Below are 13,854 nucleotides of genomic sequence, written 5' to 3' on the forward strand. Positions count from 1 at the left end.
GATAATGTGGAAGGACAAGAATTACAAATTATAGAAACAGAATATGGTAAATTTACAAACAATACAGTTACATGTCAAACAGCAGAAGAAGTGTATCAAAAATGGTTGGCTGATAATTTTAAATTAGTAGACGGAGAGTATATAGCATTAACAGAAGAAGAAAAACAAGAACAAACGAAGATTTTATCAGACAAAGAAAGAATAGAAATATTAGAAGCACAGCTAGAGGCATCATCACAGAACCAAGAGTTTTTAGAGGGGTGTCTAATGGAAATGGCACAGATGGTATATGCTTAGGCATTTGCTATATAAGCTTATTTTTGGAAAGGAGGGAGGGGTAATGATGGCTATGTTATTTGCAACTAAAATCATTTTAGGCAAGGCTACGTTTGCACAAGTACCACGTCTTTTAAAAGATCAAGTTAAAGAACTTTTAGAAGATGCTGGAATGGGTGAGTTAGCAGTGCAAGAATAATATATAGAGGGGCATAATTAGTGCCCTTTTTAAAGAGATGGGGTGATGTAGTTGGAAACAGCTGTACTAGTTACTATACTGGGACTGATTTTAACTATTATTAATATAGCAGATAGACTTTTTAATGCTAAGGAAAGGGTTAAGGCGATAGGTGCCAAGGATGCTGTCACAGAGGTAGATATATCTACTATAAAGCAAGGAAATGCTACTATCCTTGTCCAGTTAGAAAAGATGGACACTAAGATGGACAACTACCAGGAGCGACTTGTAAGGGTAGAAGAGAGCGCAAAGCAGGCTCACAAGCGAATAGATGGTATAGAAGGGAGACTATAAAGTTATGGGGCTTAAATGGATTAGTAAGCCAAAAAGAAAAAAGGAGTACAGTAAAATTATTGTAGCTATAGTGCTTAGTTTTTGCATTGTAGTCACTATTTTTAGTATGGCCCTTATGTGGAGGACAGGAGATACAAGTGCTCTTGCATATCTTATACCAGCAGTATTTGCAGAGACAGGTATTGTAATAAGTTTTTACCTGGACAAGAGCAAGAAAGAAAATATCAATAAGAATAAGAAAATAGAAGGGAATGATTTAGATGTTTAGTATCGAACAAATTTTATTACTAATGGGAGTATTAGTATTTTTAGTTACAGCAGTAGTAGAGGTTACAAAAAAGCTTGTGCCTATCAAAACGGACTATTATGTTTTAGGTGTAAGCGTGCTGCTTAGTGTATTAAGCTACTTAGTATATGTAAGCTATAACAAGGCAGCTATTATCTGGTACTACATAGTAGGAGCCATCACACTTGGATTTTTAGTAGCATATGTATCCATGTTTGGCTGGGAGAAATTTATAAAGCTGTGGGAGCAGTCAAGGAGGGGTTAGCAATGGGAACCACAGACCAATGTAGAGATATTAAGCAACTTAATCCTATAGCCCAAAAAGCTTGCAATCTATTTCTAGAGGAGTGTAAAAAGCAAGGGGTACAAATATTCATCACCGAAACATATCGCTCACAAAAGCGCCAAAATTGGTTGTACGAGCAAGGCAGGTCACGACCTGGACAAGTAGTAACATGGACTAAGAAAAGCAACCACACAGGACGTATGGCTTGGGATATAGCGTGTTCGCCACCACAAGCTTTATATGATAGCAAAGTATTATCTAAAGCAGGTACTATTGCTAAACAGCTGGGTATCACATGGGGAGGATTATGGAGCACACCGGATGCCCCACACTTTGAAGTAACAAGTAAGTGGCAAGAACCCAAAAAGGAGGAGCCAGAAGTGACTAAGAAAATTAAGATGCAAATTAACGGTGTAATAAAGCAAGTAGAAGTAATAGAGAAAGATGGCTTTAACTACGCAAAGCTTCAGGATATTAAAGATCATTTTATAAAAGTAGAGTATGACAGCGTTAAGAAGCTGCCGATTATAGAAGCACGTGCCTAGGTGGGGATTATTCCTCACCTTATTTTTTGTGCGAAAAATCAATTTTTATTTTTAAATAAAAATTGAAACAATGCTTTTTGGAAACTAATATTTGATATTCAAATATAAAATTATAAAAAATATTAAATTGAAAATTATAAGTAAAAAATGTAAAATAATATAAAATATTAAAATAATTAAGAAATAATGGAGGATATATGATATGGAAAAGATGATACTCATTTCAGTAGATTTAGTAAAAGAAAGTAATTATACTGAACGTGTTATAACTATTTTAAATAATATGATTAAAGAGGGTAATGCTATAAGATTATATTCTAGAGATAGTAGTAGATTTGAAAATATAAAACAAAAAGATTTAAATCCTAAAATTAGATTTATTAATAGAAAAGATTTGAACCAACAACTTAAGCAACTAGAATTGGCTAAAAAAGGAAAATGTATTGTTGTAGGTAGAAAGGATAAAGATTTTGAATTGGCAATACATAATAAGTTACTATATATAGTACCAAACTGGATGAGTAAAGAAGATAAGCCTGAAAAATATGGTGTTAAGGTGGATTCACCAGAGCAATTATATCAATTTATTAAGACCATTAATAATCAAAACACTTGGTATTCACAATTAGAAATAGATGATAAGACAAGTATAATTTCTTTAGCAGATACAAGGACTTTTGATAAATTTATAAATTCGACAAAAGAAAAAGAGGTACTAAATAAGTTTAAAGATATATTAAAGCATGGATCTAGAAATTATTATGAAATGTTTTTATATCACTTCTTATCCTCAATTTCCAATTCATATGAAATGTTTTATGATATAAATATATGGGGATGCTTTCCATCGTCTAGTGGAGATTTAGATAATAATGAGATGTTTTATTTTAAAGAAAATGTTCGAAAACTTATGGGAGGACAGCCGTTAAGGAGTGAGTCATATAAAAAACACCCTAATATATTAGTAAGACATACTCCAACAACAAAAAGTCATGAAGAAAAAAATTCAAATAATAGAATAAGCGAAGGAGCAAAAAAACACTTTGATAGCATGTGTTTACATCCAGCATACAAAGGTAAAATTAAAGATAAAAATATTTGTATATTTGATGATTACTTAACACATGGGAATTCCTTTGAAGCAGCAAGAAATTTATTAAGAGTAGAAGACGTTAATAGAATTATTTTTGTTAGTTTGGGGCGTTTCACAAAGCCTTATCAGTATCAAGAGTATAGTATTACTGGAGATGTCTATAGTAAGCAATATCATTATAAATTGCTTAATAGAAAAGAATTGAGCAAAGAGTTTATTATAGATTATAAATCAAAGTCAGAAATAGAAAACCTGTATAATATATTTAACATTAGTAAATGATGATGTATACTGTAAATAAGTAAGTTAAGGGAGAAGAGGGAGGATATGAAAGTATATATAATAGCATTGGTAGAGCTTGGGTTATCCAATAATGATATTGCAAAGTTAGTTGCTATAGTGTCAGAAACAGATATAAAAGATATCTTCAGAGGAATGTACTTAGACATTCAGTTTAGATATAATTTGGACTTGAATAAGTATTTAAAACTATTTCAAGATAAGGACAAACTAGTTGCTTCTATAATAAAAGCTAGAAATATTTTAAACAAATGTAAGGAGTTAGGTATAAAAAGTATTTCGATTAACTCCAAGAGATATCCTCAAGTACTAAAGGAAATAGATAATCCACCAGTGGTACTTTACTATAAAGGGAGTGAAATTTCTAAGGCGCATAATAAAAGTATAGGGTGTGTTGGAACAAGAGATATTACAGAGTTTGGAGTTAACGCTGTTACTAAATTAGTACCAAGTTTGGTATCTGAAGGATTTACAATAATAAGTGGATTGGCAGAGGGAGTAGATGCATACTCTCATAAAGTATGTTTAGAGAGCAAGGGTATTACCATAGCAGTATTAGCACATGGTCTTGATTATATTTATCCTCAAAGTAATAGGCTTTTAGCCGAGAAAATTATAAATAGCGGTGGAACATTAGTGAGTGAATATCCACCTGGAACAAGAGCTGATAAATTTAGATTTGTACATAGAAATAGAATAATAAGTGGATTGGCTAAAGGCTTATTAGTTTTTGAGTGTAAAGAGAAAAGTGGTACTATACACACAGTTAATTTTAGCATAGAGCAAAATAAACCAGTATTTTGTCCAAAGCCCTCAATAATAACAGATACAACAAAAGGATTAACATATTTGATAGAAACCCATAAAGCTATAGGTATTCCATCTACTAATTCCTATGATCTATTAGTTTATAATTTAGGATATAAATTAAAGAATAAAGAGAAATTAAAAAGAATAAAAGCTAATAATGCTTCTGCAATGATTAATAACATAAACATCTATCCTCAACAAATATTTAGTATCATGAGTTCAGATGATACATGTACCTCTAGTGTTAAAGTAGATAGGGAGACATATAGTCTTTATAAAGAGTATTTATCTAAATATCATTTATCCAATAAAGATGTAATTAATGCTGTAATACTTTCATTAGCAGAACAGTATAAGAAAGAACAAGGCTAAAGAAAGATATCTTTTGTTTATAAGAGGATATTTAAGGCCATACTCCTAAAAAGGAGCGTGGTCTTTTTATGTATAATCTAGATCAGAAACAGATAGATAGGTTAGTTTTATTGACAAAAATCAAAGTAAAACTGTTAAATATTTTAAAATTTAAGTATAATAAGACTGAATAGTAAAGGGGGATAAAACATGAGGAATAAGTTAATAACATTTTTAATGACTATTGTGTTATTAGTAGGCTCGTGTTTAGGAGCTACAACACAATCTAATCTTGTATCACAAGAAAAAAAGAATGTAGATATTCATTTTATTAGTACTGGAAATAGTGATGCCATATTAATTAAAGATAATGGAAAAATGATGCTTGTAGATGGTGCTGAGAATGATGATGAAAAAGACTTAGTAGCATATCTAAAAGAACAAAATGTTAAAAAGCTAGATTATGTAGTATTGACACATCCTGATGCAGACCACTGTGGGGCATTAGATTCAGTTATCAAAAATTTTGAAATAGGAACAGTATTAATAGGAAATGGTAGTGCAGATACTAAAACATACAAAGATTTTGTAAATGCTGCTATTAATAAAAATATTAAGCCAAGCGTTCCATTAGATGCTGAATTTACATTGGGAGAAGGTAAGTTTAAGTTTTATAATCAAAAATCACAATCTAAAGACGTAAACGATAGATCGCTTGTGATGCTCTATACATTTGGAGAAAAAAAGTTTTTATTTAATGGTGATGCTGGTGTGGAAGTTGAAAAAGTTCTACCATTGAAGGAAATTGGAAAAGTTGATGTATTAAAGGTAGGGCACCACGGTTCTAAAACATCAAGTAGTGACACTTTTATAAAATCTATAGAACCTAAGGTAGCTATAATATGCTGCGGTAAAGATAATAAATATGGGCACCCAAACAAGGAAACGTTAGATACTTTAAGCAAATATAAAGCTAAAGTTTATAGAACAGACATTAATGGGGGCATAATACTAAAAACAGACGGAAAAGAAATAAAAATTAACACAACTACAGCGGTAGATACTAATAAAAATGCAATGCAACAAGTTACTACTATAACTCAAAATAATACAACAACTACAGATAGCACAGTTTATATAACAAAAACAGGTAAAAAGTATCACAAAGACGGATGTAGTAGTTTGAGTTCTAGCAAAATAAAAAGTACAGTTAAAGATGCTAAAGCAAAAGGATTAACACCTTGCGATAAATGCAAGCCATAGAGCATAATAATTATTTAAGTGCATAAAAAACAAACCATAGCCATTAAAGGGTATGGTTTGTTTTTTATTATAAAGAGATTACGTATGTCTATGCAGCGGTATATATAAAGGTTGTACATATTAATTGTTGCGGACTTCCGCTATTAAAAAACCATCATGCTTTAGCATGGTGGTTTTTTGTGATGTCTATATATTAAACCTCTTTTAGTATATTAATTAGTGAACTATTATATATACAATAAATAATAACTATAAAAAAGTTGAATGAATTATTTGAAATAATCAATATATTAACTTTTAAACATGAGCTATAATGAGGAGGACTACTTTTTAGTAAAAGTAATTAAATAGTAGGAGGCTCAGAATGTGAGAGAGTTTATCTTTGGTTTAATTGGCGGCACAGCACTACTTATGTATGGTGTAGACAAGATGGGAGATGGTTTGGAAAAGGCATCAGGTAAACTTATGCAACGTATTTTATCCATTTTAACGGGTAATGTATGGAGTGCTTTTTTGGTAGGGATAGCAACCACTGTGTTGGTTCAAAGTAGTACAGCTATTACTGTCTTGACAGTAGGATTTGTAAACGCAGGGCTTATGAAACTAAGTCAAGCTGTAGGAATTATTTATGGAGCGAATATAGGGACGACAATAACAGCTCAATTAATGGCTTTTAGTTTTAAATTTAAGCTAACAGAGATAGCTCTTCCTGTTATAGGGTTAGGATTTTTGATTTCTTATTTTGCAAAAAAGGATACTCTAAAAAATATAGGGAGTGCCATTATGGGGTTTGGAATGATGTTTCTAGGCCTTAAGCTATTAAATGATGGAGTACCTTTTATAAGAACTAATGAAAATATTCGTTATTTCTTCCAGAACTATGCCTCAATCACTCTAATTGGTATTTTACTTGGAGCTATAGCTACTGCTTTAGTACATAGTAGTAGTGCAACAGTGGGGCTAGTGCTTATGCTAGGGCAAGCAGGTGTTATTACTTTACCAGGAGCTATAGCTATTATGCTAGGAGATAATATTGGGACTTGTATAACAGCTCAATTGGCTAGTCTTACAGGAAATATTAATGCTAGACGAACAGCATGGGCACATACACTATATAACATTATTGGGGTGATTATATGTGGTTTATTTATTGGACCTTTTATCGAAATTATCAAGTGGACCACATTGACATTTAATAATTCAGATAATATTGCTCTTCAAATTGCTAATTCTCATACAGTATTTAATGTACTTAGTGCAGTTGTTTTTTTACCTATAAATAAGTATTATGTAAAATTTCTAGAAATGATAATACGTGATACTTCAGATAATTTCTACAAGCCATTGGATAAGCTTTTAATTCAAACACCTGTAGCAGCTTTTAGGGGAGTATTGAAAGAGAATGTTTCTGCTCTAAAAAGAGTAAGAAATATGATTAATTGTACTATGGAGGCTTTTTATAATAATCAGATAGATCTATTAGGAGAGGTACGAAGAGATGAAGAAAAGCTGAATACATTACAAAAAGAATTAACTTCTTATATTGTAGAGATTTCCAAAGAAAAACTTATTGAAAAATATTCCTTTATGATTCCCACCTTTATTAATTGTATCAATAATATTGAGCGGGCAGGAGATCATACTATCGATTATACAGTTTATATAGAAACTAAGATCAATAAGCGGCTGACATTTAGCGAAGAATCTATGGTAGATATTAAAGCTCTTCACCAGGTTCTTATTCAAATGATTGATTTAACTATTAATAGTATTCAAAATAAAGATTTAACACAAATTACTCAGATAACAGCATTAGAGGAACGAGCAGATTATTTATATGACTTAGGTGTAAATAACCATATTATTCGTTTAGAAAATGGATTATGTGATGTGGAAACAGGTGTAGTTTTTGTAGATATTCTCAATCATATGGAGAGAATAGCAGACCATATTTATAAGGTGTTTTTGCTTCTCATAAAAGATGGTGTAATAGAAAATTTATAAGCTTGAAAAGACCTATTGAAAAATATTTAATAAGATATTTTTTAATAGGTCTTTTTATTTTTTCTATAAACATAATAAAATTTATGAAAATAAAAAATAAATTAATAAACTATTTATAACATTTTGCTGATATGGTATGATAATAGAAAGAATGATATGGATATATTGCCCAAAGGAGGAAAACCATGAAGGTGAAAAGGCAAAAAAACAAATTATATAAGGAAAAAAAACTCTCAGTTTCATCTAAACGCGTTAAATTGAGAATACAAATGATTTTTATATTACTTATAATGAGTTTAATCCCTTGTCTTGTTATTAGTGGTGTAAGTATAGTAGCTGTTAATAACTCAACGAAAGTAACATTAGCAAAGTACTCTCAAAAGATAATGGAACAATTAGAAAGTAAATTAGAAGAGGATTTTAAAGCGACTGAAAAGATTTTAGGTACAGCAGTTAAGGATACAGAATTTGTTAGGTTTAATACGTTGTATACAAAATTAACACCTGATGAGAAGTTTAATTTAATGGTTTCTATCGATAAGAAATTTGGAAATCTCTTATCGAGTCAAAAGATCATTGAAGAAATTTATTTGTTTACAAATGATGAGTTAAGTTATAAAACACATAATGGAGATTCAAAGGTAAGTAATGATTTTACCAATAGTTATTTTTACACAATGGTTAAACAAACGCCTTATGATGAGTTTTTTTGGCTACAAGATGTAGATGATTCTTCTAGAGTATATGTAGGAACAAAGCTTGTACCCAATGATGATTCCAAGATAGTAGTAGGATTACTAAAAAATACAAATTTTTCTGATGCTGTTGGCTTAGCTAGCATAGAACCAGAAATTTTAGTACGATTAGTTGACCAAGAAGGGCATAGTGTAGCAAGTAATAATGAAGAAAATAAATATACTTTTGGGGAAGAAGAGAAAGTAGCCTATGCAAGAATGCAAGAAAAAGGTATCACTACAGATACATGGACCTCAAATGAGGCACTTATTAGTTTCTCGATTTTGGACAATGGTTGGCAGGCTATTATATATGCTCCTTTAGAAGTATTGATGAAGGATATACAAAGTGCGTTTTTGATTATGGGAATGATTATATTAATATGTGCTATTGTTTGTATGACGATAAGCCTTTACTTTAGTAATAAGGTGACATCACCTCTTCATAAGTTATCTGAATTTATGAAAGATATTGAACAAGGTAATCTAAATATAGAAGAAAAGATCAAGAAGACAATTAAAATCTCTAATCAAGAAACGTATGCTTTAGTAATAGGGTTTATAAATATGATAAGTACTCTTAAGCAGCTTATTTTAGATGCCACTCATGTGACAAATATAGTAGAACAAAATTCTAATGTTCTTGAGCAAGTAGCTTCCAATACGGCAGAATCTGCTAAAGGAGTAGAACAAGCTATTGAGAGTTTAGCAATTGGTGCAGGGGAACAGCGTGATCAAATTAGTCAATCTTTACATATTATAGAGGAGCTTTCCAAACATATTGCAGATACAGACATAACAGTAAGGGATATACATGAAGCATCTAAGCAAACAATGCAGATGAGTAGTGAAACAAAGGAAAAGGTAAGTAAGCTTTGTAACCAAACTAAAGAAACACTAGAGATGAGTCATTTAATTAGCACACAAGTTACGATTTTAGGGGAAAAGGCAAATAATATTGACAAGGTTATAAGTACTATTATTCAGATTAATGAGCAGACTAACCTCTTGGCCTTAAATGCAAATATAGAAGCAGCAAGAGCTGGGGAAGCAGGTAAGGGATTTGGGGTAGTAGCTGGCGAGGTTAGAAATCTATCTAGTCAAATTCAACTAGCAACACAAGATATTGCACGTATTGTAAAAGATATTCATTTGCAAAAAGATGAAACCTTAAAACAATTAGCTAGGGCAGAGCAGGTGTTTAACGAGCAAGAGCCTATAGCAAGAGCTACTCGAGATATTTTTACGGCTATTGATGAGAAAATGCAAAATGTGGATAGAAAAATTGAAGTGGCAACACTTTTACTAAAACAAGTGAATGAACAGAAGCAGCAAGTAGAAGAGCAAATGAGAGAGGTTTCACAGATTGTAGAACAAGCAGCTAGTATTTCAGAAGAGGTTACTTCAGAAAGTGAAGAGCAAACAAGTCATTCTGAAAGAATTAAAGAAATGACCCTAGAACTTATAAAAAGTATTAATGAATTAAAAGGAGCCTACGCAAAATTTAAGTAAAGTTTAAAATGAAGTACTATAATGGATAGGATTAAAATCATAATCAAAGAAGATGAGTGTATGTTGTGTAACCCCATCAATCATCAGCCAGCGTTCATGAAAAGCTTTTTTGTGAACGCTTTTTTTATAGCTTTTAAAAGAAATACGTTGACCGTGTGCGTAGCAAAGAGTAGCATCAAGATAAGATTGGTCAGTAATGAATTCATAAATAAATTCAAAGTTTGAATTACTTTTATTGATGTAATTTTTTAAAATAGGATAATGAGGTAAATAGTGGTAAATAAAATGACCAAAAGTAGAGTAGGAAGAATCGCGAAAAAGAACCCAATCTCTTTTTTCAATAAGAGCAAGTTCACGTACGATAGCAAGAGGTAATGCTGTCTTATATATTTTTTTTAAGACAATACTTTCAGAAGCATAAGATTTTAAACAGATTACTGTATGTAGCATAACAAACCTCCTTGGCTTTTTATATATGTATATTAAAAGGAGAAAATTATATGCGAAAAAAGGGACAAGTAAGAAAAAAATAAATGTTGACATGAGTCAGTGGCTTTGTTATAATACATTTACATTCCTCGATAGCTCAGCGGCAGAGCATCCGGCTGTTAACCGGAGGGTCGTAGGTTCGAACCCTACTCGGGGAGTTTTTTTGAGAGTATAGGGGCATAGTTCAGTTGGTAGAACGTCGGTCTCCAAAACCGAATGTCGTGGGTTCAAGTCCTGCTGCCCCTGCTTAGAAGTTTGGCCCAGTGGTACAGTTGGTTAGCACGCCGCCCTGTCACGGCGGAGGTCGAGGGTTCGAGTCCCTTCTGGGTCGCTTAAGTTAAGCAATTAACTTAAAAATGTATAAACAAGGTCGCTTAGCTCAGCTGGGAGAGCACTGCCTTACAAGCAGGGGGTCATAGGTTCGAGCCCTATAGCGACCATCTTAAAACTGTTTAGTTACTTCAGTAGCTAGGCAGTTTTTTTATATAGAAAGTCTAATAAGACTAGACAGGGGTTAAGAAATAATTTAGAATGAAATAAGAGGTTAGTTAGGCTTAAATAGGAAAGAAAAGTGATAAAATGGAGGGATTAGGATGAATATTGCAGGAACAAATGTAAATATGCCTTCAATGAATTTAAACGAAGGAATAGGCCTTTCACTACTTAAGAAATCACTAGATGGAGCCGAGGAAAAGGGTGCAGGCCTTATTAATATGATGAAAAGTATGGAAGCATCTGTTCAGCCTTACTTAGGTCAGAATTTTGATGAGAGAGTATAAGCAAAAAGTATAAAGGGCCCAATAAAAGGTCCTTTTTTTTGCACTATAAGTTTTAGAAGAGGTAATAGAATAAAATCAGAGAGGAATACTATAAAGGAAGAATACACAAGAAAAGAGGAATGAATACATGTTAAGAATAGGTATGGGATATGATGTACACCGTTTAGCGGAGGATAGAAAACTTATTATGGGAGGTGTAGAAATCCCACATGAAAAAGGATTGTTAGGACATTCAGATGCAGATGTAGTAGTACATGCTATTATGGATGCTTTATTAGGTGCTATTGCAGCTGGTGATATCGGAAAACACTTTCCAGATACAGATGAAAAATACAAGGGCATTTCAAGTGTTTTATTACTTGAGCACGTTGGATACTTATTAGAAGAAAAAAAAGTAGTTATTAATAATATTGATGCTACTATTATTGCACAGTGTCCTAAAATGGCTCCATATATAGATACAATGAGAGAAAACATTGCTAAAGCGCTTAAAATCACGAAGGAACAAGTAAATATTAAAGCAACTACAGAGGAAGGGTTAGGGTTTACAGGGCGTGAAGAAGGCATAGCAAGTCAAGCCATTGTATTAGTAGAGCAATAAACATATACAGGGAGAGAAAAGATGTCGGAAAAGCTTAATTTACAGCTGCTTAAGTTTTTAGGAAGGCAATATCCTACAGCTGATGCGGCCATTACAGAGGTTATTAATTTACAAGCTATACTTAACTTGCCTAAGGCAACAGAGCATTTCATATCAGATATTCATGGGGAATATGAGGCATTTTCTCACGTTTTAAGAAATGCTTCAGGTGTTTTAAAACCTAAGATTGATGAATTATTCATGAGTGAACTTTCAGAGAAAGAGCGTCGTAGTTTAGCTATGCTCATCTATTATCCTGAGAAAAAGTTAGAACAAGTTATCAAAAAAGAACAGGATATGCACGATTGGTACCGTTTAAACTTATTTCGTATTATAAAATTATGCAAAGTGATTTCCTCTAAATATACGCGTTCCAAGGTAAGAAAAGCTTTACCTAAAGAATTTGCCTATATTATGGAAGAGCTTCTTAATGAGCAAATTGATACATTTAATAAAGACAAGTATTATAATGAAATTATTGAGCGCATTGTTGATCTTAATAAAGGAAAAGAATTTTTATGTGCTTTTTGCTATTTGACACAACGTTTAGCAGTGGATCGCCTTCATGTTATAGGTGATATCTTCGATAGAGGACCACGAGCAGACTGGGTAATGGATGCGATGCAAAATTATCACTCCATTGATATACAATGGGGAAATCATGATATTTTATGGATGGGAGCTGCAGCTGGAAATGGTGCCTGTATTGCTAATGTTATTCGCAATGCTTGTAAGTATGCGAATTTAGAGACGTTAGAAGATGGATATGGGATTAATTTGTTACCACTTGCAAGCTTTGCTCTAGAGTACTATAAAGAAACAGATTATAGTGGCTTTTTACCACATATGGAAGGAATGGATACGGTTCAAAAAGATAGTAGTAAGATGATTGCCCTTATGCATAAAGCTATTACGATTATCCAATTTAAGCTTGAACATCGATTAATTGAGAGATGCTTTGACCCTTCTATGAAGGAGCGTGATTTATTACATAAAATTAATTATGGTAATAATACTATCGAAATAGAAGGTAAAAACTATCAACTTAAAAACATTGATTTTCCGACAATTAATCCAAGAGAGCCTTATGTATTAACAGCGGAAGAAGAACAGGTTGTGGAACGACTTATTACTTCTTTTGTTCAAAGCTCCAAACTTCAAGAACATGTGCGTTTTATCTTTTCTAAAGGGAGTATGTATAAAATATACAATGATAATTTAATGTATCATGGATGTATCTTATTAGAAGAAGATGGTAGCTTTAAAAAGGTGGAATTAGAAGGGAAAACTTATTGGGGAAGAGGTTATTTAGATAAACTAGAAGAAATTGTACGTGAAGGGTATTTTAATGAACAAGATAACGAGTTAAGACGTAAAGGTCAAGATATGATGTGGTATTTATGGTGTGGTAAAAATTCCCCTTTATTTGGGAAAGATAAAATGAGTACCTTCGAAAGATATTTTATACAAGAAGACCAGGAATGTGCAGTAGAAAATAAAAATGCATATTATCGTTATTTAAATGAAATTGATTTAGCTAACAGGATTTTAGAGGAGTTTGGTATAAGAGCATCAGAAGCTCATATTATTAACGGTCATGTACCTGTACAGGTTAAACACGGTGAAACACCTATTAAAGCAGGTGGAAAGATTATAGTCATTGATGGAGGATTTACAAAGGCTTATCAAAAGGTAACAGGTATAGCAGGTTATACATTAATTTATAATTCTTGGGGACTGCAACTTGCTTCACATGAGCCTTTTGAAGGAATTGAAAAGGCTATTTCTTCAGAAAAAGATATTGTTACTTCGATTAATATCATTGAATATGTCTATAAACGTAAACGCGTAGCAGACACAGATATAGGTAAGGATATCATGGCTCAAATAGAAGCACTATTGCTACTAACTGAACATTATCGTTTAGGTCTTCTTAAAGAGAAAGAGATTTAAT

15 protein-coding genes and 4 tRNA genes are annotated in these 13,854 nt (G+C 32.2%); 18 read left to right on the forward strand and 1 reads right to left on the reverse strand.

Going from position 1 to position 13,854, the window contains the following annotated elements; all coding sequences use genetic code 11:
• The first annotated feature begins 6 nt into the window (after positions 1–6).
• The 11 genes from CS063_RS17515 (at position 7) to CS063_RS00150 (ending at position 9,992) form a co-directional block, all read left to right on the forward strand.
• On the forward strand, positions 7–297 hold the full coding sequence (locus tag CS063_RS17515; protein ID WP_099447689.1) for a hypothetical protein: 291 nt from the start codon (positions 7–9) through the stop codon (positions 295–297).
• Between the two features lie 43 nt (positions 298–340).
• Complete coding sequence (locus tag CS063_RS00105) at positions 341–475, forward strand: CD1375 family protein (RefSeq protein ID WP_308415392.1); 135 nt, start codon at positions 341–343, stop codon at positions 473–475.
• A 51-nt stretch (positions 476–526) separates the two neighbouring features.
• Positions 527–808: a hypothetical protein gene (locus CS063_RS00110; protein WP_099447691.1), complete on the forward strand. Its 282-nt coding sequence runs from the start codon at positions 527–529 to the stop codon at positions 806–808.
• 4 nt (positions 809–812) lie between these two features.
• Positions 813–1,076: a hypothetical protein gene (locus CS063_RS00115; protein WP_099447692.1), complete on the forward strand. Its 264-nt coding sequence runs from the start codon at positions 813–815 to the stop codon at positions 1,074–1,076.
• A complete protein-coding gene (locus tag CS063_RS00120) occupies positions 1,069–1,359 on the forward strand; it encodes a hypothetical protein (protein WP_099447693.1) in 291 nt (96 codons plus the stop codon). The genes CS063_RS00115 and CS063_RS00120 overlap by 8 nt, the downstream gene beginning before the upstream one ends.
• 2 nt (positions 1,360–1,361) lie before the next feature.
• Complete coding sequence (locus CS063_RS00125) at positions 1,362–1,925, forward strand: M15 family metallopeptidase (RefSeq protein ID WP_099447694.1); 564 nt, start codon at positions 1,362–1,364, stop codon at positions 1,923–1,925.
• 202 nt (positions 1,926–2,127) lie between these two features.
• The gene (locus tag CS063_RS00130; protein ID WP_099447695.1) at positions 2,128–3,300 is read left to right on the forward strand and encodes a phosphoribosyltransferase; all 1,173 of its coding nucleotides are present in this window, start codon (positions 2,128–2,130) and stop codon (positions 3,298–3,300) included.
• A 45-nt stretch (positions 3,301–3,345) separates the two neighbouring features.
• Positions 3,346–4,500, forward strand: a complete 1,155-nt coding sequence (gene dprA / locus CS063_RS00135; RefSeq protein WP_099447696.1) for a DNA-processing protein DprA — start codon at positions 3,346–3,348, stop codon at positions 4,498–4,500.
• Between the two features lie 189 nt (positions 4,501–4,689).
• Entirely contained in the window at positions 4,690–5,742 is a 1,053-nt protein-coding gene (locus CS063_RS00140) for a ComEC/Rec2 family competence protein (RefSeq protein ID WP_099447697.1), read from the forward strand.
• Between the two features lie 366 nt (positions 5,743–6,108).
• Positions 6,109–7,746, forward strand: a complete 1,638-nt coding sequence (locus CS063_RS00145; RefSeq protein WP_099447698.1) for a Na/Pi cotransporter family protein — start codon at positions 6,109–6,111, stop codon at positions 7,744–7,746.
• Positions 7,747–7,931: 185 nt separating this feature from the next.
• Complete coding sequence (locus CS063_RS00150; protein ID WP_099447699.1) at positions 7,932–9,992, forward strand: methyl-accepting chemotaxis protein; 2,061 nt, start codon at positions 7,932–7,934, stop codon at positions 9,990–9,992.
• Between the two features lie 3 nt (positions 9,993–9,995).
• On the opposite strand, the gene CS063_RS00155 is transcribed toward CS063_RS00150, so the two are convergent.
• Entirely contained in the window at positions 9,996–10,442 is a 447-nt protein-coding gene (locus tag CS063_RS00155; protein ID WP_099447700.1) for a hypothetical protein, read from the reverse strand.
• A 125-nt stretch (positions 10,443–10,567) separates the two neighbouring features.
• Here CS063_RS00155 and CS063_RS00160 point away from each other — a divergent pair.
• From CS063_RS00160 to CS063_RS00190, 7 genes are all read left to right on the forward strand, one after another.
• Positions 10,568–10,639, forward strand: a tRNA-Asn gene (locus CS063_RS00160).
• Positions 10,640–10,654: 15 nt separating this feature from the next.
• Positions 10,655–10,727 (forward strand) — tRNA-Trp (locus CS063_RS00165).
• Positions 10,728–10,738: 11 nt separating this feature from the next.
• Positions 10,739–10,812, forward strand: a tRNA-Asp gene (locus tag CS063_RS00170).
• A gap of 37 nt (positions 10,813–10,849) precedes the next feature.
• A tRNA-Val gene (locus tag CS063_RS00175) sits at positions 10,850–10,921 on the forward strand.
• Positions 10,922–11,074: 153 nt separating this feature from the next.
• The gene (locus CS063_RS00180) at positions 11,075–11,260 is read left to right on the forward strand and encodes a YjfB family protein (protein WP_099447701.1); all 186 of its coding nucleotides are present in this window, start codon (positions 11,075–11,077) and stop codon (positions 11,258–11,260) included.
• A 127-nt stretch (positions 11,261–11,387) separates the two neighbouring features.
• A complete protein-coding gene (gene ispF / locus CS063_RS00185) occupies positions 11,388–11,861 on the forward strand; it encodes a 2-C-methyl-D-erythritol 2,4-cyclodiphosphate synthase (RefSeq protein WP_099447702.1) in 474 nt (157 codons plus the stop codon).
• A gap of 21 nt (positions 11,862–11,882) precedes the next feature.
• Entirely contained in the window at positions 11,883–13,853 is a 1,971-nt protein-coding gene (locus tag CS063_RS00190) for a fructose-1,6-bisphosphatase (protein ID WP_099447703.1), read from the forward strand.
• The last annotated feature ends 1 nt before the right edge of the window (position 13,854 follow it).

Source organism: Sporanaerobium hydrogeniformans (assembly GCF_002735925.1).
Taxonomy (GTDB): Bacteria; Bacillota; Clostridia; order Lachnospirales; family Cellulosilyticaceae; genus Sporanaerobium; species Sporanaerobium hydrogeniformans.